This window comes from Mesorhizobium sp. P2_C4, assembly GCF_056404575.1.
In genome coordinates this window covers 262,139-283,940 of record NZ_JBFUDT010000005.1, presented here as the reverse complement: position 1 = coordinate 283,940, position 21,802 = coordinate 262,139, and the positions used below count along the sequence as shown (strand labels likewise).

The following is a 21,802-nucleotide window of genomic DNA, read 5'->3' as shown; positions in this document are numbered from 1 at the left end:
GTGCGTTTTTGGCGTCGCGATTTTGGGCGCGCGGTAATCTCTGCTGACATTCCCTAGAGATAGCAGATTGACAAAACAGGGCAACCGGTCTGTTTTACAAACAGGATGATCATCCTGTTTTGGAGAGCGCGCGATGAACCTGCCCTCGAATGCCCTTGCGACTTCAAGCCGGCTCGCTTCGCCGGTCGTCGAGCTCAGGCAATACACGTTGAAGCCCGGCAAGCGCGACACGCTGATCGATATCTTCGACACCCATCTCATCACGGGCCAGGAAGACGCCGGGATGACCATCATAGGTCAGTTCCGCGACCTCGATCGGCCGGACCTGTTCGTCTGGATGCGCGGTTTCGACGGCATGGAGGCGCGGAAAGACGCACTGACCGCTTTCTATGAAGGGCCGGTGTGGGGCGCCTACAGCAATGCCGCCAATGCCACGATGATCGATTCCGACGATGTGCTGCTTTTGAAGCCGGTATGGCCGGGCGCCAGCTTCGACCTGTCGGGGTTGCAGCGGCCAGCTTCCGGTGAGGTCGAAAACAAAAGCGATAAGAGGTGCTTGCCAGGCATCGTTGGGATTCGGATTCATCATTTGCGACCGGACGCCGGGGCCGGTTACGCCGAGCGTTTCGAGACGGACGCTGCTCCGCTGCTTGCGGCGAACGGCGCGCGCCTGCTCGGAGCCTTCATCAGCGAACATGCGGAAAATACCTTCCCGCGCCTGCCGGTACGGTCGGGTGAAAACGTCCTTCTTGTCGTCACTGGTTTCGACAACGAAGATGCGCGAACCGGGCATCTGACCGCCCTCGCCGCCTCGCCGGCATGGCAAGCGTTTCTCGGCAAGGCCGAGCCGGACCTGACCAGGCCGACGGAAACCCTGCGGCTCTCGCCGACATCGCGGTCGCTGCTCGGGCTAGCCTTGCAGTGATCGCTCCGGCACACGCATGCTGCTGGTCACGCCAGCGCCGATGGTGGGGGCATGCATGGCCTGGACGGGCGGACACCGCATGCTCCAGCCGGTCGCCTGTTCCAGCGCGTGGGAAATCCTAAGCAGCCTATGGTCCTCGCTGGGGCGGCCGACAAGCTGAATGCCGATCGGCAGGCCGCCCTTGGACAGGAAAAGCGGGAGGCTGGCGGCCGGTTGTCCGGTTACGTTGAAGATTTCTGTGAACGGCGCGAAGCCGTAAGCTCGGTCCACCCATGCTGCGTAGTCGAACGCGGCGTCATTGCCACGGACCGCGCCAATCGAGGGCGGCAAGTCGGCCGTCGCCGGCGTCATGATCAGGTCGAACCCCTCGAACGTCCTCGCCATCGCCAGCGATGCCTGATGCTGCCGGGCCTGCGCCCTCAGATAGTCGGCGGCCGACGAGCGGCGGAAGCGGTCCAGCGCATGCAAGCTCAGCGCCTCGATCTCGCCGGACAGAGGGATGCGGCCGATCTCGTTCGCTCGCTCGTCGACGAGCAACGCGACCTCCGACATCCAGAAAATGCTCCATTCGGCGCCGCCATCGGCCTCCGGCGGAAAGCGGGCCTGGATCACCTCATGCCCCATCTCCTCCAGCAGCGACATGGCTTGCTGGAACTTCTCCTCGATCTCCGTGGCCACGAGCGTGCCGTCCGGCCGGTGCGCCACGCAGGCAATGCGCATGCACTCATGCGGCGACGACAGCCAATCCAGATAGGACGGCACTGATCTCGACACGAAACAGGGCGCGCCCGGTTCGGGGCCGGCGGTGATGTCGAGCATTGCGGCCGTGTCACGGACGGTTCGGGAAAGAACGTTCTCCACAAAAAGTCCGGCGCCGACCTGATCGCGATAGGGGCCGACTGGATTGAGCCCCCGGGACGGTTTCATGCCGAACACGCCGCAACAGGCCGCCGGCACCCGGATCGAGCCGCCGATGTCTGAACCGTGGGCGACCGGCACCATGCCGCTTGCCACCGCGGCCGCGGCGCCGCCGCTCGAACCGCCCGCCGTCACCGACGGATCCCAAGGGTTCAAGGTCGGGCCGTGAACAAGGGGCTCGGTGACGAAGTCGTTGGCGAATTCCGGCGTGTTCGTCTTGCCGAGCAAGGTCAGGCCGGCGGTCCGCCAGCGCCTGACGATTTCACTGTCGGGCTTCGGCGCGGCATCCTTGAAATACAGCGACGCGTGGGTTGTCGGCCACTCCCGCACGTGGACGCCGGTGCCCTTGACCAGGAACGGCACGCCGGCCAGCGCAGCCGTAGCGTCGCAGGCCGCAGCGGCGGCGAGCGCGCGCTCCGCATCGATCAGCGTCACCGCGTTGATTGCCGGGTTAAACAGCTCGATCGCTTCGATCGCGGCTTCGGCAATTTCGACGGCCGACAGGTCGCCGGAGCGGACGTGACCGGCCAGGGTGACGGCGTCCAATGCCATGTATTGCGCAAGGTTCATGAATGCCCTCGCCTCGAAGCCGCGACGGCTCCATCCATCAGGCGTGGCCCGTCGTCGATCCGCGCCTGGACGTAGTCCGAGATGGCGGCCGCGACGAGCGCCGGATCTTCCCAGTGCGGATTGTGCCCACAATGGGCCGCGGCCACCAACATCGCGGCGGGAATCTCCTGGACGAGCCGTTGCTGATGGGCTGCGTCGAAGATCGGGTCACGCCCGCCGCCGATGACAAGTGTCGCCACACGCAAGGCGCGCGCGGCGGCGGTGAGATCCGCGCCGCGTATTTCGTCCAGAATCGCGCGCCAGCATGCCGCCGGTATCGCCGACGCCTCGCTGGCGGCGGCCGTGAGAAACGCCTGCGGCACGCCGGGCTGGCAGGCATGCCACCAGGCATAAAACGGGTCCGCCGGCGATATCGGATCGCGCAATTCCCGCACGCCCGCGACCATTGGATGGTCCGCTGCGAAATCGGGCTTCAAAGTGCCGGCCAGGAGCACCAGCCCGCCGATGAGTTCCGGCTGCCGTGCAGCCAACTCGACCGCAATCATGGCGCCCAGCGAATGGCCGACCACGATCGGTCGCTCCAGCCGCAAGCATTGCACCAACCCGGCGATATCCGCGGCGAAGTCGCCGATGCTACAGCCCCGGCCCGTCCGCGATGCTCCATGGCCGCGCAGGTCTGGAATGACCAGTCGGCGGCCGGCAAGGTGCGGCGCCAGAAGCGAAAAGCTGCGGCTGGTGTCGGTGAAGCCGTGCACCAACAGCAGCGCCGGCTCCGATCCGGCGATCTCGACATAGGCCATTTCGAGGCCGCCGAGGTCGATGACCCGCTTGCGGCTGGCCCAGACCTCCTGTTCCGGCCAAGGGGCGAGCGCGGTAGAGTTCACAGGCCGAGCTTTTCCTTGACGGCGGCAAGGCCGGGCTTGCCGTCGAAGGTGGTGACGCCGGCGAGCCAGGCGTCGAGGCGGCCCTTGTTCAGCGTGATCGCCTTCAGTCCAGCCTCCTCCGGCTTCATGCCGTCATTGATCAGGTAGTCCATGCCGACATTCTCGAAATCGACATCGAAGGCGAGATTCTTCAACAGCTGCGCGACGTTCGGACATTGCTGGAGGTAGCCCTTGCGCACCTGCGTCGTCACCGTCGCGGCGCCGAAATTGGGCCCGTAGAACTTGTCGCCGCCGGTCAGATACTTGAAGTCGTACATGGTGTTCATCGGATGCGGCGCCCAGCCCTGGAAGACGATGAACTGCTTTTCCTTGATCTCGTAGCCGACCTCGGAGAGCATGCCGGCTTCGCTCGATTCGACTACCTGCCAGCCATCGAGGCCAAGCGACGGATCGGCGATGGCGTCCATCATCAGCTGGTTCGAGCCGGGCTCGATGCCGTACATCTTCTTGCCGAATTTATCCGCGAATTTGTGCAGGTCGGCAAAATCCTTGACGCCGGCGTCCCAGACATAGGTCGGGACGGCGAAGGTGTATTTGGCGCCCTCCAGATTGACACGCACGTCCTCGACCGAACCATCCTTCCTGTAAGGTTCGTAATAGGTCACCATGGCCGGGTTCCAGTAGCCGAGGAACAGGTCGAGATCGTTGTTCTTCATGCCTTCGTAGATGACGTTGATGCCCAGCACCGAACTCTGCGGCTGGTAGCCGAGTGCGCCGAACAGAACATTGGCGACACCGGTGGTGAAGGCGAGATCGTTCCAGCCGGGTTCGGCCATGCGGACAGCGCTGCATTCCTTGGACTCGGCCGCCAGGCCCGGTTGCGTCGAGAGCGCCAGCACGCAGAGCGCGGCGCCTGCCCCTATCAAGCGATGCATTTCGGTTCTCCTCATTTGCGGCTCGTTGACCAATTGGTCGTTATATTGTCCCACTGGTCAATTCTTGATCTCGGCGGACGAAAATGTCAACCTGGATTCTCGAACCGTGGAATTCGCCCTTGAAACTCAAGCGTCTCAGCGACATACGCCGCACGGAGCTGCGGCAGGCGGCCTTTGCCGTGCTTCAACGCGAAGGCATTGCCGGCGCCACAATCGAGAAGGTCGCCGCCCATGCAGGCGCCTCGAAGGGCATCGTGCTGCACTATTTCAGCAGCAAGCAGGAACTGTTCGAGCATGCGATGCGCGAATCCAACCTCGTCTTGCGCAAGGCCGTGGTGGCGCGGCTGCGGCATGCGCATACGCCGATGCAGCGGGTGGACGCCATCATCGACGGCAATTTCGAACCGCACCTGTTCCAGCCATCGCTCTGCCATGCCTGGCTTTCGCTCTGTGCCGAGGTGCCACGCGACGAGAAGCTGGCGCGCATCCAGAAGGTGCTCCATGCGCGCATGCGCTCCAATCTTTTGTCCGGCCTCAGCGCCCTTGTCTCGCCCGAGGACGCCGACGAGATCGCACTTGGCGTCACGGCGCTGATCGACGGGCTGTGGCTGCGGCTCGGCCTGCAGCCTGGAAGCGTGTCGCGCGAACAGGCGATCCGACAGGTGAAGAACTATGTCGCGGCGAGGCTGGCCATGCTGGAGCCTATACCGGCCGGCGCTTAGGCGCAGCCTGCCTCGGCCAGCCAAAGTTCATACTGTGGGATAGGCCGTCGGGTTGACCGCCCTTGCGCGTCGGCGCTGCACTCCTGGCGCGACGATGACGGGAGCATCCCATGAGACTTCACGGCAAGCGGGCGCTGGTGACGGGCGGATCGGACGGGATCGGCCTGGCGATAGCGGCGGCGTTTTTGCGCGAAGGCGCCGATGTGCTGATCGTCGGCCGCGACACCAATAAGCTGGAGGCGGCGCGCGTCACGCTGGCCCGAGAGGCGATGGGCGGCGCTGCGGTCGAAACACTGTCGGCCGATCTCGCCACCAACACCGGCATCGACGCGGTGGTTGCCGGGGTGAAAACATCCGGCCGGCCGCTCGATATCCTGGTCAACAATGCCGGCGTTGCTTATCTCGTGCCCTTCGAGACCGTCAGCGAAGAGCAGTTTCAGCAATCCTTCGCGCTCAATGTGACGGCGGCGTTCTTCCTCACCCAGCGCCTGCTACCGCATTTCACGCCAAGCGGCGCCTCGGTGATCAACATCTCGTCCTATTTCGCCAACAAGATGATCCCGAAGCGGCCCTCGAGCCTCTATTCGCTGTCGAAGGGCGCGCTGAATTCGCTGACCAAATCGCTAGCCTTCGAGCTCGGTCCGCGCGGCATCAGGGTCAATGCCATCGCCCCCGGCACGGTCGACACCGCGATGCGGCGCAAATCGATCGAAAACCTGCCGGCGGCAGCACAGGCCGAGCTGAAAGCCTATGTCGAGCGCAGCTATCCGCTCGGCCGCATCGGCCAGACCCAGGACCTCGCCGGCATTGCCGTGTATCTGGCCAGCGACGAGGCGGCGTGGACCAGCGGTGGCATTTTTGCCATCGACGGCGGGTATACTGCGGGGTGAGAAGCGGTCGGCCGTTACGAGCCGCCCGAGTCCCTGAAACCAAGCACGCCAACAGCTTCGAGTATCTGATCGCGAACCCAGCGATGCGGCGGCTCGTCGTCGTGGCGCGCGTGCCAGTACATCCTGACTTCAGGAACAGAAATGGGGAGCGGCGGTTCAAAGATGGCGAGCGGCAGGCTCTTCGCCGCCCAAACCGCGAACTGCCTGGGAACCGCGGCAAGATGGTTTCCGTTCGCCACCGCCAGCGCGACAGCCTGAAAGTGCGGCAATGCCAGGCTTACACGACGCGTCCGCCCGATCCTGCCCAGCGCCTCGTCGGTGGAGCCCGACATCGAACCGTCGATGGAGCGAAGAACGTGGGGCAGTTCGCAGAAAAGGTCCACCGGCAGGCGCTCGCCATCCGCGATCCCGCTCCGCCGGATCGCGGCGTTGTCCCTCGCCGCAATGATCGCGAAGGGCGAATGGAACAGCGGCGTGCTGGAGACCCAGTCGGAAACTGTCAGCGGACGTTCGAGTGCCGCGTCGATTTCATCCTCCTGGAGTAGCCTCGAAACGTCACCGCGCGCGCTGTCCAGAAAGCGGAACGATACCCGGGGCGCCAGGTCGGCGATACGTGCCGCCAGAAACGGCATCAGCATCATGGAGAAGAAGTCCGCGCCCATCAGCGTGAAGGTTCGGTCGAGCTGCGCCGGATCGAAGCTTTTCGTGGACTGGAAGACACGTTCGATTTCGCGAAGCGCCACGCGCAAAGGCTCCGCCAGGCTCTCGGCGCGCGGAGTCGGCACCATGTCATTGCCGCGCCGCACGAACAACTGGTCGTTGAGGACATGCCGCAGGCGATTGAGCGCAGCGCTGACGGCAGGCTGGCTGAGGCCGATCTGCTCGCCGGCGCGCGTGACGCTTCTTTCCCGCAAAAGCGCGTCGAACACCCGGACAAGATTGAGGTCGAGCGCGTTCAAATTCATCGCATCAATTCATCCCATACGATCATTCGATTTCCGTAGCGGGCATGTCCTTGGCTAGATCGTCGTCAGCGCCGCCCAGTCGGCACAGGCGACAAAAGGAGCAGAGAGCCATGACAATGACCCCCGGGACGATCACAGGCAAGGAACTCTTCTGGTTCAACAACACGCTCATCGCGATCCACATCCCGTCGGCCGCAGGACAGGACGGCATCTGCGTGGTCGAGCATCGCATGCCATTTGGCGACTCTGCGCCGCTGCATGTGCATCGCCGGGAAGATGAGGTGTTTCATGTTCTGGAAGGGCGCATGCGCTTTCAGGTCGACGGCCGGGAACGACTTGCGGGGCCCGGCGATACGGTGATCGCGCCGAAAGGCCTGCCGCACACCTACCGGGTCGAGTCGCCCGAAGGCGCGCGCACCCTCACCGTCACGCGCGGTGCGGATTTCGAAACGCTTCTGCGCCAGGCGGGTCGCCCTGCCGAACGGCCGGAATTGCCACCCCAGATGGAACCGACGCCGGAAATCATCGCGGCTCTGGTGCAGCTTTGCTCAAACAATGGCATCGACATCGTCGGCCCGCCATTGGCGTGAGAGCGCAGCCCCTTCAACCGATTCGCATCCTCTCTCCTCGCAATCTCCGCTTGAAGCGATTTGTGCAACGCGATACGCCGTTGCCGAATTCGACATTCGGAGAGAGCCGTGAGCGCGCCAAAGACCAGAACCGAAACCGACACGTTCGGTCCCATCGAGGTCGCCGCCGACCGCTACTGGGGCGCGCAGGCGCAGCGTTCCCTCGGCAATTTCAAGATCGGCTGGGAAAAGCAGCCGGCCTCGATCGTGCGCGCGCTCGGCATCGTCAAGCGGGCGGCGGCTGAGGCCAATATGGAGCTGAAGCGGCTCGACCCGGCCGTCGGCAAGGCGATCGTCGAAGCCTCCCAAGAGGTGATCGACGGCAAGCTCAACGAGCATTTCCCGCTGGTCGTCTGGCAGACCGGCTCAGGCACGCAGTCGAACATGAACGCCAATGAGGTGATCTCGAACCGGGCGATCGAGATGCTGGGCGGCGTCATGGGCTCGAAGAAGCCTGTGCATCCCAACGACCACGTCAATATGAGCCAGTCGTCGAACGACACCTACCCGACGGCCATGCACATCGCCTGCGCCGAGCGCATCGTGCACGACCTGCTGCCGGCACTGAAGCATTTGCATGCGGCGCTCGAAGCCAAGACCAAGGCGTTCGCCCACATCATCAAGATCGGCCGCACCCACACGCAGGACGCGACTCCCCTCACCCTTGGCCAGGAGTTTTCCGGCTATGCGGCGCAGGTCGCCTCGTCGATCAAGCGCATCGAGCTGACGCTGCCCGGCCTGCAGGAACTGGCGCAAGGCGGCACAGCCGTCGGCACCGGCCTCAACGCGCCGGTCGGTTTCGCCGAAAAAGTGGCGGCGCGCATTGCCGACATCACCGGCATCGATTTCGTCACCGCGCCGAACAAGTTCGAGGCACTCGCCGCGCACGATTCCATGGTGTTCTCGCACGGCGCCATCAACGCGGCGGCTGCGGCGCTGTTCAAGATCGCCAACGACATTCGGTTCCTCGGCTCCGGCCCACGCTCCGGCCTTGGCGAACTCTCGCTGCCGGAAAACGAACCGGGCTCGTCGATCATGCCGGGCAAGGTCAACCCGACGCAGTGCGAGGCTTTGACGCAGGTCTGCGTGCAGGTGTTCGGCAACAATGCGGCGCTGACCTTCGCCGGCAGCCAGGGCCATTTCGAGCTCAACGTCTACAACCCGCTGATGGCCTATAATTTCCTGCAATCGGTGCAGCTGCTGGCCGACGCCTCGATCTCCTTCACCGACAATTGCGTCGTCGGCATCGAAGCGCGGGAAGACAACATCAAGGCGGCACTCGACCGCTCGCTGATGCTGGTGACGGCACTGGCGCCGACCATCGGCTACGACAATGCCGCCAAGATCGCCAAGACAGCGCACAAGAAGGGCACCACGCTGCGCGAGGAAACGCTGGCCACCGGACTAGTCAGCGAAGCCGACTACGACCGGCTGGTGCGGCCCGAGGACATGACGCATCCAGGATAAGCAATTCCAGGAAAAGCGCTTAGCGCTTCCCTTGAGGACTGCGTCGACGAGAAACCGGAAATTTGGCGGCGGGAAAATTTACTGCCGTCAAAGGTTGACCCGACACGAATTTTGCGTCCTTCGCCCGATCACGGAAATGTACACTCTGTGAACAATGTGTCGTCGGACTGGCGGCTTTGGTGAACAGTCGGCTTGGTCTATCTGACGGGGCATCAACCCTTTTTCGGAGAGCCACCATGTCCATCAACACATCCACTGCCGGCGCCAGCGCCGCGTCCAACAGCTCCACCACCATCCTGCTCGGCCGCATCCTGCTCGCCGCCATCTTCCTGCTTTCCGGCTTCGGCAAGCTCACCGCCATTTCCGGAACCGCCGGTTACTTCGGTAGCCTCGGCCTGCCGCTGCCGACCGTGACGGCAATCGTCGTTGGTCTCATCGAACTTGTCGGCGGTCTCGCCATCCTCGTCGGTTTCCAGACCCGTATTGCCGCCTGGGTGCTCGCGATCTTCACCATCGCCACCGGGCTGGTCGCCCACACCGGCTGGGCCGACCAGATGCAGATGATCCAGTTTCTCAAGAATCTCGCCATTACGGGCGGTTTCCTCCTGCTGGCCTCCTCGGGCGCCGGCGCCTATTCGGTCGACGCCAAGCGCGGCTGAAGCCCACTTACGCGAAATGCAACAAAAGGGGTCCGGAATTTTCCGGGCCCCTTTTTCGTTGTCTGTGCATGGCGTCCCGGCCAGCCGATTCCTGCTAAGATCGCCGCGTCGGGGTTGAGGAACAGGGCCAGCCGGCCCGACCGACAACGGAGGTGACCATGCCCCGCAATGCGCTACTGCTGCTATCTCGCCTGTTGCTTGCCGCTTTGTTCGTGCCGTCCGGTTTCCAGGCGCTTGCCAACATTTCCGGCACGATCGGCTATTTCACCGGTCTCGGCCTGCCGCTGCCGACGCTGGCGGCCTGGGGGACGGGCCTGTTCGAGTTGATCGCCGGGCTGCTGATCCTGGTCGGCCTCCAAACGCGCATCGTGTCGCTGCTGCTCGCCGCCTTCTGCATCGCGGCAGGCTTCATCGGCCACTACGGCCAGGGCGGCGACGACCCGATGCTGACCTTCCTGCAACAGCAGATGCTGATGAAAGACATCGCCATATCAGGCGGGTTCCTGGCGCTGGCGATTGCCGGCGCAGGTGCCTGGTCGATCGACGGCCGGACCTTCGGGATCGGGTCTGAGGCTACTTGACCGAAATGCTCGGCCCGCCCTCGACCGCCAGCACCAGCCGGCGGTTGGTGATTTTCGCCAGCTGCGCCAGCCGGCCTGCGGGCCGCTCGCCGTAGAGATCGACCAGCGCCGCGGGCAGCACCAGCGCCAGCGCGCCATTGGGGCGGGGTTCCCATTTCAGCCTGGGCATGATGCCCGGCATCGCCGCCGTCAGCAGGTAGACGACGCGCAGCAGCGCCGCCAGCAGGCGCGCGCGCTCGAGATAGCGCGGCGTTGCCAGCCCGCGGATTTCGGGCGCGGCTTCGTTGAACACGCCCTCGTGGCGAAACAGGCCGACAAGCGCCAGGAAGGCGCGGCCGGGGTGATCGACGCCGATGAAAGAGGCGTGAGCGATGATGTTGAGCGACTGCTTGCCGCGATATTCGGGGTGTGCGCGCCAGCCGATGTCGGCGAGCAGACAGGCGGCCTGGCGATAGCGGACTTCGTCCTCGGTTTCGTCGATGCCGAAGGCGGCGAAAGCCTTTCCCGTCCATTCGACAAGCTCATGCGCGTGGGTGACCGAGCGCGAGCGCAGCTGGGCCAGTTCCTCCGCCGCGGAAATCAGTGGATCGGCCTTCTGCTCGGCTTCATCAAGCAGCGAATAGAGAAAGCCCTCGCGCACGCCGAGCGCCGAGACGATGATCTTCGACGGCTGCATCGCCGCCATGATTTCCTGCAGCACGATGGCACCATACGGCAGCAACGAGCGGCGGTTCTTGGAGACGCCCTCGATACCCTTGACCTTCTCGATCTCGCCCCTCGCCACCTGCTTGAGGAAATTCGAGGCACTTTCGGCCGGGATTTCGTAGTGGTGCATGACGCCGAGCGGATAGTTGCTCATTTCCATGTGCAGCCGGGCGAGATTTCGCCAGGTGCCACCAACCGAATAAAAGGCCCTGCCCTGCCCGCCCTTCAACAGCTTTGCCCGCGCCAGTTCCTCGCGCGCGATCTTTGCCGCCTGGGCGAGCGAATTCTTGGCCATGTCCTGCAGGCGCAGGCCGCCAAGCGGCAGCGTGATGCCGTCGCCGATCGCCTCGCCGTTGACGTCGATCAGTTCAAGGCTGCCACCGCCGAGATCGCCGGCAATGCCGTTGGCCGGATGGAAACCGGAAATGACGCCGAGCGCCGAATAGTGCGCTTCCTGGCGGCCGCTCAGCACCCGGATCTCGGTCTTGAGCACATCCTCGGCACGGTGGATGAAGTCGGGCCCGTTGACCGCCTCGCGCGCGGCGGCGGTTGCCAGCACATACATGTGCTCGGCGCCGGCCTGGTCCGAAAGGGCGCGGAAACGCCGGAATTCCTCCATCGAGCGCGTTACCGCCTCGGGATCGAGCTTTCCGGTCGAAACGATGCCGCGGCCGAGGCCGGCCAGCATCTTCTCGTTGAACAGCGTGGTCGGCGACCGCGCCAGTCCCTCATAGATGACTAGGCGGATCGAGTTCGATCCGATGTCGATGATGGACAGCGGTCGGCGGCCCTGAAGCCGGCCCTGGGACGTTGCAATCATCAGCCGGACGCTGCGGCGTTTTTCTTGCGGCGCTTGAACTGCGCGATGCGCTTGGGCGCATGCGACTTCAGCGCATCGCCCCGTCCGGACAGGCTCGGATTGGTCATGAAATATTCCTGCGCGTTGAACGGTTCCTCACCCTCCTCCAGCATCACACGCCGGGAGGTTCCGTCAGCCAATACGTCGAAACTTTGCTGGTTGTCCATGATGTTGCCCAGCATGATCTGGCCAAGGATCTGTTCATGCACAGTTGGATTGGTGATCGGCACCATAGTCTCGACGCGGCGGTCGAGATTGCGCGGCATCAGGTCGGCCGAGGCGATGTAGACGATCGCCTCGTCGGACGGCAGGCCGTGACCGTTGCCGAAGCAAAAGATGCGGCTGTGTTCGAGGAAACGTCCGACGATCGACTTGACCCTGATGTTTTCCGACAGGCCCGGCACCTGTGGCCTCAGGCAGCAGATGCCGCGCACGACGAGGTCGATCTCGACGCCGGCGCGGCTGGCATCATAGAGCGCGTCGATGATGATCGGGTCGACGAGAGCGTTCATCTTCATCCAGATGCGCGCTGGCCTGCCCTCGAGCGCATGGGCAGCCTCGTCGGCGATGTGCTTCAGGATGCGGCTTCTCAGCGTGAAGGGCGAGATGGCCAGCCGCATCTCATCGGTCGGCTCGGCATAGCCGGTGATGAAGTTGAACAGCTGGGCGACATCGCGCGCGATGGTCGGATCGGTGGTGAAGAAGGACAGGTCGGTGTAGATGCGCGCGGTGACGGGATGGTAGTTGCCGGTGCCGAGATGCACGTAGTTGCGCAGCTTGCCATCCTCGCGCCGCACCACCAGCGACATTTTGGCGTGGGTCTTCAATTCGAGGAAGCCAAAGACGACCTGGACGCCGGCGCGCTCGAGATCGCGCGCCCAGCGGATGTTGGCTTCCTCGTCGAAGCGCGCCTTGAGCTCGACCAGCGCCGTGACCGACTTGCCGGCCTCGGCGGCGTCGACCAGCGCGCGCACGATCGGGCTGTCGTTGGAAGTGCGGTAGAGCGTCTGCTTGATCGCCACCACTTCCGGGTCGGCCATCGCCTGACGGAGGAACTGCACCACCACGTCGAAGGATTCGTAAGGGTGGTGAACGACGATGTCCTTCTCGCGGATGGCGGCGAAACAATCGCCGCCATGTTCGCGGATGCGCTCGGGAAAGCGCGGATTGTAAGGCGTGAATTTGAGGTCGTCGCGGGCAACCGCAACGATTTCGGAGATCTGGCTGAGCGCCAGCGGACCGGTAAGCACGCTGATGCGGCTCGACGACACGCCAAGCTCGCCGGCGACGAAGTCGCGCAATTCATCCGGCATCAGCCTGTCGAACTCGATGCGGATGACCGAACCGCGGCGGCGGCGTTTCAGCGCCGTCTCGAACAGCCGCACCAGATCCTCGGATTCCTCCTCGACCTCGATATCACTGTCGCGGATGATGCGGAACGTGCCGGAGCCCTTGACCTCGTAGCCGGGGAACAGCTTGCCGATATAGAGGCCAACCGCCTCTTCCAGCGGAATGAAGCGGACATGATGCTTGCGGTCCGGCAGACGGATGAAGCGCTTCAGCGCCACCGGCAGGCGCAACAGCGCACTCATCTCCTCGCCGTTCTTGCGATGGCGCAGTTGCAGCGCCATCGAGAAACCGAGATTGGGAATGAACGGGAACGGATGCGCCGGATCGATCGACAGCGGGGTCAGTACCGGAAACACCTGTTCCTGGAAATGGTCTTCCAGCCAGACCTTCTCGTCCTTGGTCAGGGCGTCACGGGCGATGCTCTCGATGCCTTCCTTGTTGAGCAGCAGCATCAGCGCCGAAAGGCTCTTCTGCTGGTCCTCCTGCAGCCGCTCGACCTCGCGCAGCAATTGTTCGAGCTGCTGCTCCGGCGTGCGGCCATCCGGGCTCTTCAGCGTGATGCCCTCGCGCACCTGGCCAGCGAGACCGGCGACCCGGACCATGAAGAACTCGTCGAGATTTCCGGCCGAGATCGAGAGGAAGCGGACGCGCTCGAGCAGCGGGTGGTTGTCGTTGAGCGATTCCTCGAGCACGCGCCGGTTGAATTGCAGCCAGGAAAACTCGCGGTTGACGAAGCGATCGGGGTTGCCGCCCTCGGACCTCGCCTTTTCCACGGTGGTGAATTCGCTCTGCACCGGCTTCAGTTCGTTCATGATTCCTGCTCTTCCCGCACCGCTCGCCGGTTAACCGGCTTAACTTATCCTCTGACAGGCTTTTGCGACAGTTTCATTTCATCGATCTTGCAAAGAGACTTGATATGATCCAGATGCAATTCCTGAGAGAGCAAGGAGACGACGATGGCAGGCGGTTCCATTCCCCATTTCCAGAACGATGCGGGCCACGCGGCGATCGACATCGGCGTCAAGGAATTCATGTGCACCGGCGCCAATCCGCCTTTCGACCATCCGCATGTGTTTCTCGACATGGGCGACGACAACGAAAAAGTCTGCCCCTATTGCTCGACGCTCTATCGCTATTCGCCCAAGCTGAAGGCGACGGAAACGGCGCCGGCCGGGTGCCTGTACATCGACCAGGCCGCCTGATTCCCTCGCGACAATCCCAATGAGCGACACGCAGTCCCGGCAGATCGTTATCGCTGGGGCGGGTGTTGCCGGGCTGACCGCTGCCCTTGCGTTCGCCGAACGCGGCTATCCGATAAAGCTGTTCGAACAGGCGCCGCGCCTTGAAGCGGCTGGCGCCGGCATCCAGCTTTCCCCCAACGCGACGCGCATCCTTCGCCAGCTCGGCGTGCTCGATCGGCTGCTGCCGGCGGCGGTGCGGCCTGAGGCGGTCGTGCTTCGGGATGCAAGAACCTTGCGCGAGCTGGCGCGCGTACCGCTTGGCGACATGGTCGAAAAACGCTGGCAGGCCCCCTATCTCGTTGCTCACCGCGCCGATCTGCAAGGCGCGCTGACGGCGCGCGTGGCGGAATTGCCTGCTATCGAGCTTGTCACCGGCGCGCGCGTCAGCAGCGTCGGCACAGGGCCGCATGGCCCCACCGCAACGGCCGACATTGCCGAGAGGACCGTCGTGGCCGAGGGGGCCCTGCTGATCGGCGCCGATGGCGTCTGGTCGGCGACCCGCGCTCTCGGCGGATTTTCGTCCAGAAGCCGATTTTCGGGCGAACTGGCCTGGCGCGCCACGGTTGGTGCCGACAGCGCCGCCGGAAAAGCCTTCGCGGCGGTCGGTGCAACCGACTGCGTCACCACCTTCCTGCATCCCGGCTTCCACCTCGTCGCCTATCCGGTTAGCAAAGGCACCGCCTTCAACCTCGCAGCCTTCACCAAGGGCGAAAGCATCGCCGAGACCTGGTCCGGCAACGCCGATGCCAAGATCCTCGCCAGTGCCATGCGCGGCACGGCTTCGGCACTAATCCGCCTTGTCGAGGATGCCGGGCCGTGGACGGCATGGCCGATCCATACGGTGGACCAGAAGCAACCTTGGACGACGCCTGACGGCATCGCACTGATCGGCGATGCGGCGCATGCGATGACGCCGTTTGCCGCACAGGGAGCGGCAATGGCGATCGAGGATGCCGCAACGCTTGCCGGCTTTGTGGCCGCTTCGCCTGCCGATCTCAGGGCTGCGCTTGCCGCGTGGGAACAGGAACGGCGTCCGCGTGTGGCAAAGGCTGCCCGCCGTGGCGCCGTCAATCGCCTCGCCTGGCACGCTGCGGGGCCGGTGGCGGTGGCCCGCAACCTGTTCCTGGCGATGCGTTCATCCGAAAAGCTCGCCGCCGATCTTGACTGGCTCTACGGCTGGCGTGCGCCCGAAACCGGCGGACGTCGATAGCTAGTTATAAAGCCGCATCGACAGGCCGAGGGAGACCGGCAACGGGTTCCACCAGCCGGTGCGCAGGCCGGCGGTGCGCAAGGCCGCCGCTGTCCAGGTGTTGCAGCCGACCAGCGCATTGAAATGGCCGTTGGCTTCATAAAAGCCGTCATACCTGGAATAGGCCGCGTCCGGGACAAGGATCGGGCCGTTCGGTCCTTGCTGGAAGCTCGCATCGATGAAATCGAGCAGCGCGGCAAACCGCTCCTCGCCAATATCGAAGCCGGTCACGTCTGGGCGCGGTTCGGTGATGTCGCCGGCGACATCGACATGCATCACCGATGCATCGAGGGTCAGCGCCTTGACCACCGGCACCGCTTTCAGCTGCGACCAGGTCGGCGTCTCCAGATAGAAAGCGCGGCCGCCCCAGCCGAAGACGATGTAGCGAACCTCGGGACTATCGGCGGGAATGCCCGCATCGACCAGGAAATGAAAGCGCTGACGCAGGGCGTCGTCGACCGGAATGGCGATATCGGTGTGGATCGGATTTTTCAGCACGAGGATATGCCGCGGAGCGGCGGTGCTGGCGTTGGCCGCCCGCCAAAGCGGGCGCGGCACCAGCGTGCCCAGCGCCACCGCAAGCAGCGCCACGACGATGAGCAGGCCAAGGATGCGCCAGAGCTTCTTCATCGATGGCACCCTTGCACTCTGCCGCTACACAACGAGCCCGGCATCTACCGATCCATACGAAAAAGAGCCCGGCCGGGTTTCGGCCGGGCTCTTCCGTTTGGCATGAGAAGTCTCAGTGCAGGATCTGCGACAGGAACAGCTTCGTGCGCTCATGGCGCGGATGGTCGAAGAATTCGGCCGGCGTGTTCTGCTCGACGATCTGGCCCTGATCCATGAAGATCACCCGGTTGGCGACCTTGCGGGCAAAGCCCATCTCGTGGGTGACGCACAGCATGGTCATGCCCTCTTCGGCCAGACCGACCATCGTCTCCAGCACTTCCTTGATCATTTCCGGGTCGAGCGCCGAGGTCGGCTCATCGAACAGCATGATGCGTGGGTTCATGCACAGCGAGCGGGCAATCGCCACGCGCTGCTGCTGGCCGCCGGACAGCTGGCCGGGGTATTTGTTGGCCTGTTCCGGGATTTTCACGCGCTTGAGGAAATGCATGGCGATTTCCTCGGCCTGCTTCTTCGGCGTCTTGCGCACCCAGATCGGCGCCAGCGTGCAGTTCTCCAGAATGGTCAGATGCGGGAACAGGTTGAAGTGCTGGAACACCATGCCGACTTCGCGGCGCACCTCGTCGATCTTCTTCAGATCGTTGGTCAGTTCCTTGCCGTCGACAATGATCTTGCCCTTCTGGTGCTCTTCCAGCCGGTTGATGCAGCGGATCATCGTCGACTTGCCGGAGCCCGAAGGACCGCAAATGACGATGCGCTCGCCGCGCATCACCTTCAGATTGATGTCCTTCAGCACATGGAACTCGCCGTACCATTTGTGCATGGCGATGATGTCGATGGCGACATCGGTGGTGGAGATATGCATCTTGGCGGCGTTGACCTTGATCTCTTCCGCGCTGACCGCATTTTCTATGACCATGGCAGGGTCCCCTTTTTGTTTTTAGCGTTTGTGGCCGGTGTCAAGCCGGCGTTCCGTGTACATTGAATAGCGCGACATGCCGAAGCAGAACAGCCAGAACACGAAGGCCGCGAACACCAGCCCGGACTTGGCCGTCACGGGCGTCGCCCAGTTGGGGTCGGAGAAGTTCTGTTTGACGATGCCGAGCAGGTCGAACATCGAAATGATCGAGACCAGGCTGGAGTCCTTGAACATGCCGATGAAGGTGTTGACGATGCCTGGAATGACCAGCTTCAGCGCCTGCGGCATGACGACGAAATACATCTTCTGCCAGTAGCCGAGGCCGAGCGAATCGGCGCCTTCATACTGGCCTTTCGGAATGGCCTGCAGGCCGCCGCGCACCACCTCGGCCATATAGGCGGCCGAGAACAGCGAGACGCCGATCAGCGCGCGCAGGAACTTGTCGAAGGTGACGCCGGCCGGCAGGAAAAGCGGCAGCATGACGCTGGCCATGAACAGCACTGTGATGAGCGGCACGCCGCGCACGGTCTCGATGAAGATCACGCACAGTGTCTTGACGATGGGCATCCTCGAACGTCGGCCGAGCGCCAGCACAATGCCGAGCGGCAGTGACACGACGATCGCGACGAAGGAGAGCGACAGTGTCACCATGAGCCCGCCCCAGCGCGACGTCTCGACCAAGGGCAGCCCGAACACCCCGCCGGAGAGCAGGATGAAGGACACGATCGGCAGGACGATGAGCAGAAGGATGGCGTTGAGACCCTTGCGCGGCGCGCGGGGCATCAGCATCGGTACGAGCAGCGCGACCAGCAATATGCCGACAAGGATCGGCCGCCAGCGCTCCTCGATCGGATAGGTGCCGAAAAGGATCTGGCCGAACTTGGCATTGACGAAGGCCCAACAGGCGCCGGACCAGCCATCGGGCTGAATGCCGCCCTGCGCCTGCGCCGCCGTGAGACAGACGGTGCGGTCGGCGCCGGTCCATTGCGCGTTGATGAAGGCCCAATTGATGATTTGCGGCAGGATCAGTGCCACCAGGGCGATACCGATGATGGTCAGGATGGTATCGCTGACCGAACCGATCAGGTTCTTGCGAACCCAGGCGCCCATACCGGTTACCCCGGCCGGCGCGGGCTGCGCCAGCACCATTTCCGTACGGACCCAAGACATGTCGTGTTCTTGCATGGCCCTACCTCTCCACCAGCGCCATCTTGGCGTTGAACCAGTTCATGAACAGCGAGGTGAGCAGGCTGATCGACAGGTAGACCGTCATCATGATCAGCACGCACTCGATCGCCTGGCCGGTCTGGTTGAGCACGGTGCCAGCGGTTGCCGTCAGATCGGGATAGCCGATGGCGATGGCGAGCGAGGAGTTCTTGGTCAGGTTGAGGTATTGGCTCGCCAGCGGCGGGATGACGATACGCATCGCCTGCGGCACCACGACTAGGCGCAACGCCTGCCCCGACCGAAGGCCGAGCGCCTCCGAGGCCTCGCTTTGACCCCTTGCCACGCCGCGAATGCCAGCGCGCACGATCTCGGCGATGAACGCGGCCGTATAGAAAGACAGGGCCAGATAGAGCGACAGGAACTCCGGCTTCACGACGAAGCCGCCGGTCAGGTTGAAGGTCGATTGTTTTGGAAAATCGAAGCTCAGCGGGAAGCCGCTCAGCGCGAAAGCGAGCAGTGGCAGTCCGACGATCAACGCCAGCGACGTCCAGAACACCGGGAATTGCTGGCCGGTCGCCATCTGCCGCTGGTGTGCCTTGCGGGCGACGAACCACGCCATGGCGATGCCGACCAGAAAAGCGACGAAGATCAGCCAGGAGCCGTCGCCCCACACGGCGCGCGGAAAGTAGACGCCGCGCTGGTTTAGAAGGGAACCAAACGGCAGATGAATGCTTTCCTTGGGCGTCGGCAGCACGGCCAGTACGCCGGAATACCAAAAGAAGATGACCAGCAGCGGCGGGATGTTGCGGAAAGTCTCGACATAGACCGTGCAAATCTTCTGGATCAGCCAGTTGCGCGACAGTCGGCCAATACCGACAAAGAAACCGACGATGCTGGCTGTGACAATGCCGACAGCGGCGACAATCAGCGTGTTGATGATGCCAACGATGATGGCCCGGCCATAGGTCGAATCGGACGTATAGGCGATCGCACTGTCGCTGATGTCAAAGCCGGCGCGCCCTTTCAGAAAGCCGAACCCCGATGCGATATGAAGTCGCGTCAAATTGTCGATGACGTTGTTGACGATCCACCAGACGCCCCCCACCAGCAAGACGACGACCACAGTCTGGAAGACAAAACTGCGGACTTTTGGATCGTTGATGAAGGAACCGCGGCTCGGCTCCTCGCGAAGAACTTCCTGCGATGCCATTCGACCTGTCCCCTGGAAAGAGAAACCGGAAGGCAGAGAATCTGCCTTCCGGATCACATTTCGATCAGCGGATCGGCGGAGCGTATTGCAGGCCGCCCTTGGTCCACAACGCGTTGATGCCGCGCGCGATCTTCAGCGGGCTGCCCGAACCGACATTGCGCTCGAACATTTCGCCATAGTTACCGACCGCCTTGACGATGTTGACGACCCAGTCGTTGGAGACGCCGAGATCGGTACCGATCTTGGTGTCTGCTTCCTGGCCGAGCACGCGCTTGATCTCGGGGCTTTCCGAGGTCTTCATCTCGTCGACATTGGCCTTGGTGATGCCGAGCTCCTCGGCGTCGAGCAGCGCGAAATAGGTCCACTTGACGATGTGGTACCACTGGTCGTCGCCCTGGCGCACGGCCGGTCCGAGCGGTTCCTTGGAGATGATCTCGGGCAGCACGACATGGTCGGCCGGCGCACCCAGCGTCAGGCGGATGCCATAGAGGCCCGACTGGTCGGTGGTGTAGACGTCGCAACGGCCGGCGTCATAGGCGGCGTTAACCTCTTCCAGCTTTTCGAAGACGACCGGGTTGTACTCCATCTTGTTCGCCTTGAAGTAGTCGGCGAGGTTGAGCTCGGTGGTGGTGCCGCTCTGCACGCAGACGGCGGCGCCCGAAAGCTGCAGCGCGGAATTCACGCCCGGCAGTTTCTTGGCGTTGATCATGAAGCCCTGGCCGTCATAGTAGGTGACGCCGATGAAGTTCAGGCCAAGTGCGGTGTCGCGGTTGATGGTCCAGGTGGTGTTACGCGACAGGATGTCGACTTCGCCAGACTGCAGCGCGGTGAACCGCTCCTTGGCGCTGAGCGGCGTGAACTTGACCTTGGTGCCGTCGCCGAAGACGGCGGCCGCGACAGCGCGGCAGAAATCCGCATCGATGCCTTGCCATTCACCCTTGTCGTCGGGCGCCGAGAAACCGGCCAGACCGGTCGAGACGCCGCATTGAATGAAGCCCTTCGCCTTGACTGTATCCAGCGTGCCTGCCGAAGCGGCCGAAGCCATCAATCCGAGCGCGGCGGCTCCAAAAATGCCAATTGCAATATGTTTCATAACCCACAGACCCTTCTCTGTTTTTCAGGCAAACCCTGATCATTGTTCCCGTGCGTGAACGTAGCCCCCTTCCGATCTATTCCCGAAACCCGCATCGTAATCGACGCGCTGCCTCCCATTCACGAACTGCATCGAAGGCGATTATTCCTGTGAGGTCAAGGGAAATGACCGAATCCCAATGCGTTTGAAAACCAATTGCCGGAAATGCCCGAATTGCAGACAAGAGCGTCAGGAAATTAGCAAGCCGCGCAAACAAAGTCGGCAAAATCCGATCACGCAAGTTCGTGTGGCGCCAGGTCGAACTTGTCCTTCGGCATTGCTCCGCACGACCGCATTTTGTCGTGATCAATTGGCGTGGTCTGTCCCTGCGCCGGCGCGCTCAAACCGCTCCCGCAAGGAGCCAGAGGCCGGCACCCGCCATCAGCACCCCGGAGATGCGGGGGATCAGTTGGCCGGTCGGAATTGTCTTCTCCAGGAGGATGAGGATGGCGATGCCGGCGATCCACAGGACGTTCATGACACCGCCGACGAACAGCAGGGCCATCAGCGCCCAGCAGCAGCCAAGGCAATAGGTGCCGTGCTCAGCCCCGAACCGCAGTGCGCCAAGCGGATTGGACCGGAACCCGCCGTGACTGGCCAGGAACGCGATCGGCGCCTGGCATTGCCGCAGGCACACCGCCTTCAACGGCGTCCATTGATAGAGGCCGGCAACGACCAGAACGAGGCCGGCCAGAATCCTGCTGTTGGTTGCCATCGTCGGGCTCAGCAAGGTGAGACCAGCCAGCAGCCATTGCGCGCCGGTCGCCACGACGCTGAAGGCAATCCAGACCAGCAGATAGCCAGAGAAAAACCATGCCGTCGATGCGATGGGCCGGCCGCTCGCGCGCGCCTTGCGACCAACGCCGGCATAGAGCAGCACCATCGGCGCAACCGATGGCGTCATCATGCCGACCATCATCACCGCCCACATGGCGAAGATGAAAGCGAAGTCGGTGGGCGCCCAGGCGCGGAAACCCGGCGCAACCGTGGCGCCCATATCCATGTCGGACATATCCATGCCTGACATGTCCATGCCGGCCATGTCGCCGCCCGCGGCCGGCGCGGTCGCGGCAGGCATGGCCATATCGGCGGCAAGCCACAGAACATAGGCCCAGGCGAGCACGGCAATGATGACGAGAGCGACCGTCACGACCGCGCGGTCGCGCCGCAGCACCGCCTCCAGGGCCGTATCCGTCAT

21 protein-coding genes are annotated in these 21,802 nt (G+C 63.3%); 9 read left to right on the top strand and 12 right to left on the bottom strand.

All coding sequences use genetic code 11. The features are described from left to right. Window positions 1-133 precede the first annotated feature (133 nt). The gene (locus AC1DX6_RS21615; protein WP_477317046.1) at window positions 134-925 is read left to right on the top strand and encodes an NIPSNAP family protein; all 792 of its coding nucleotides are present in this window, start codon (window positions 134-136) and stop codon (window positions 923-925) included. On the opposite strand, the gene AC1DX6_RS21610 is transcribed toward AC1DX6_RS21615, so the two are convergent. From AC1DX6_RS21610 to choX, 3 genes are all read right to left on the bottom strand, one after another. After that, window positions 911-2,413 (bottom strand): amidase, encoded by a 1,503-nt coding sequence (locus AC1DX6_RS21610; protein WP_477317044.1) that lies wholly within the window; start codon window positions 2,411-2,413, stop codon window positions 911-913. The genes AC1DX6_RS21615 and AC1DX6_RS21610 overlap by 15 nt on opposite strands. Next, a complete protein-coding gene (locus tag AC1DX6_RS21605) occupies window positions 2,410-3,213 on the bottom strand; it encodes an alpha/beta fold hydrolase (RefSeq protein ID WP_477317042.1) in 804 nt (267 codons plus the stop codon). The genes AC1DX6_RS21610 and AC1DX6_RS21605 overlap by 4 nt, the downstream gene beginning before the upstream one ends. 80 nt (window positions 3,214-3,293) lie before the next feature. Further along, the gene (gene choX, locus AC1DX6_RS21600) at window positions 3,294-4,232 is read right to left on the bottom strand and encodes a choline ABC transporter substrate-binding protein (RefSeq protein ID WP_477317040.1); all 939 of its coding nucleotides are present in this window, start codon (window positions 4,230-4,232) and stop codon (window positions 3,294-3,296) included. Between the two features lie 83 nt (window positions 4,233-4,315). On the opposite strand from choX, the gene betI reads away from it, so the two are divergent. Together betI and AC1DX6_RS21590 are read left to right on the top strand one after the other, a co-directional pair. Beyond that, complete coding sequence (betI, locus tag AC1DX6_RS21595; protein WP_477317038.1) at window positions 4,316-4,954, top strand: choline-binding transcriptional repressor BetI; 639 nt, start codon at window positions 4,316-4,318, stop codon at window positions 4,952-4,954. A 110-nt stretch (window positions 4,955-5,064) separates the two neighbouring features. After that, window positions 5,065-5,844 (top strand): SDR family NAD(P)-dependent oxidoreductase, encoded by a 780-nt coding sequence (locus tag AC1DX6_RS21590; protein WP_477317036.1) that lies wholly within the window; start codon window positions 5,065-5,067, stop codon window positions 5,842-5,844. 14 nt (window positions 5,845-5,858) lie between these two features. On the opposite strand, the gene AC1DX6_RS21585 is transcribed toward AC1DX6_RS21590, so the two are convergent. Further along, window positions 5,859-6,809 (bottom strand): LysR family transcriptional regulator, encoded by a 951-nt coding sequence (locus AC1DX6_RS21585; RefSeq protein ID WP_477317034.1) that lies wholly within the window; start codon window positions 6,807-6,809, stop codon window positions 5,859-5,861. 110 nt (window positions 6,810-6,919) lie between these two features. Here AC1DX6_RS21585 and AC1DX6_RS21580 point away from each other — a divergent pair, with 110 nt between their 5' ends. The 4 genes from AC1DX6_RS21580 (at window position 6,920) to AC1DX6_RS21565 (ending at window position 10,145) form a co-directional block, all read left to right on the top strand. Next, the gene (locus AC1DX6_RS21580; RefSeq protein ID WP_477317032.1) at window positions 6,920-7,399 is read left to right on the top strand and encodes a cupin domain-containing protein; all 480 of its coding nucleotides are present in this window, start codon (window positions 6,920-6,922) and stop codon (window positions 7,397-7,399) included. A 108-nt stretch (window positions 7,400-7,507) separates the two neighbouring features. Next, window positions 7,508-8,905 carry a class II fumarate hydratase gene (fumC, locus tag AC1DX6_RS21575; RefSeq protein ID WP_477317030.1) on the top strand — a complete coding sequence of 466 codons (1,398 nt, stop codon included), beginning with the start codon at window positions 7,508-7,510 and terminating at the stop codon, window positions 8,903-8,905. Window positions 8,906-9,141: 236 nt separating this feature from the next. Next, window positions 9,142-9,564 (top strand): DoxX family protein, encoded by a 423-nt coding sequence (locus tag AC1DX6_RS21570; protein WP_477317028.1) that lies wholly within the window; start codon window positions 9,142-9,144, stop codon window positions 9,562-9,564. A gap of 158 nt (window positions 9,565-9,722) precedes the next feature. Next, a complete protein-coding gene (locus tag AC1DX6_RS21565; protein WP_477317026.1) occupies window positions 9,723-10,145 on the top strand; it encodes a DoxX family protein in 423 nt (140 codons plus the stop codon). On the opposite strand, the gene ppx is transcribed toward AC1DX6_RS21565, so the two are convergent. Next, a complete protein-coding gene (gene ppx / locus AC1DX6_RS21560; protein ID WP_477317024.1) occupies window positions 10,138-11,670 on the bottom strand; it encodes an exopolyphosphatase in 1,533 nt (510 codons plus the stop codon). The genes AC1DX6_RS21565 and ppx overlap by 8 nt on opposite strands. Beyond that, window positions 11,670-13,871, bottom strand: coding sequence for an RNA degradosome polyphosphate kinase (locus tag AC1DX6_RS21555; RefSeq protein WP_477317022.1), 2,202 nt, complete (start codon window positions 13,869-13,871; stop codon window positions 11,670-11,672). Before AC1DX6_RS21555 ends, ppx begins: the two co-directional genes overlap by 1 nt. A 144-nt stretch (window positions 13,872-14,015) precedes the next feature. Between AC1DX6_RS21555 and AC1DX6_RS21550 the strand changes: the two genes are divergently transcribed. Then, window positions 14,016-14,261, top strand: a complete 246-nt coding sequence (locus AC1DX6_RS21550; protein WP_477317020.1) for a zinc-finger domain-containing protein — start codon at window positions 14,016-14,018, stop codon at window positions 14,259-14,261. A gap of 19 nt (window positions 14,262-14,280) precedes the next feature. Next, window positions 14,281-15,510, top strand: coding sequence for an FAD-dependent monooxygenase (locus AC1DX6_RS21545; RefSeq protein ID WP_477317018.1), 1,230 nt, complete (start codon window positions 14,281-14,283; stop codon window positions 15,508-15,510). Here AC1DX6_RS21545 and AC1DX6_RS21540 read toward each other — a convergent pair whose 3' ends face one another. The 6 genes from AC1DX6_RS21540 to AC1DX6_RS21515 form a co-directional block, all read right to left on the bottom strand. Next, window positions 15,511-16,179 (bottom strand): TIGR02117 family protein, encoded by a 669-nt coding sequence (locus AC1DX6_RS21540; RefSeq protein WP_477317016.1) that lies wholly within the window; start codon window positions 16,177-16,179, stop codon window positions 15,511-15,513. Window positions 16,180-16,291: 112 nt separating this feature from the next. Continuing rightward, window positions 16,292-17,041 carry an amino acid ABC transporter ATP-binding protein gene (locus AC1DX6_RS21535; protein WP_031240865.1) on the bottom strand — a complete coding sequence of 250 codons (750 nt, stop codon included), beginning with the start codon at window positions 17,039-17,041 and terminating at the stop codon, window positions 16,292-16,294. A gap of 75 nt (window positions 17,042-17,116) precedes the next feature. Next, window positions 17,117-18,280, bottom strand: coding sequence for an amino acid ABC transporter permease (locus tag AC1DX6_RS21530; protein WP_477317014.1), 1,164 nt, complete (start codon window positions 18,278-18,280; stop codon window positions 17,117-17,119). Window positions 18,281-18,284: 4 nt separating this feature from the next. Next, on the bottom strand, window positions 18,285-19,472 hold the full coding sequence (locus AC1DX6_RS21525; protein WP_477317012.1) for an amino acid ABC transporter permease: 1,188 nt from the start codon (window positions 19,470-19,472) through the stop codon (window positions 18,285-18,287). 64 nt (window positions 19,473-19,536) lie between these two features. Then, complete coding sequence (locus AC1DX6_RS21520; RefSeq protein WP_477317010.1) at window positions 19,537-20,565, bottom strand: amino acid ABC transporter substrate-binding protein; 1,029 nt, start codon at window positions 20,563-20,565, stop codon at window positions 19,537-19,539. A 379-nt stretch (window positions 20,566-20,944) separates the two neighbouring features. Then, on the bottom strand, window positions 20,945-21,802 hold the full coding sequence (locus tag AC1DX6_RS21515; RefSeq protein ID WP_477317008.1) for a DUF2182 domain-containing protein: 858 nt from the start codon (window positions 21,800-21,802) through the stop codon (window positions 20,945-20,947).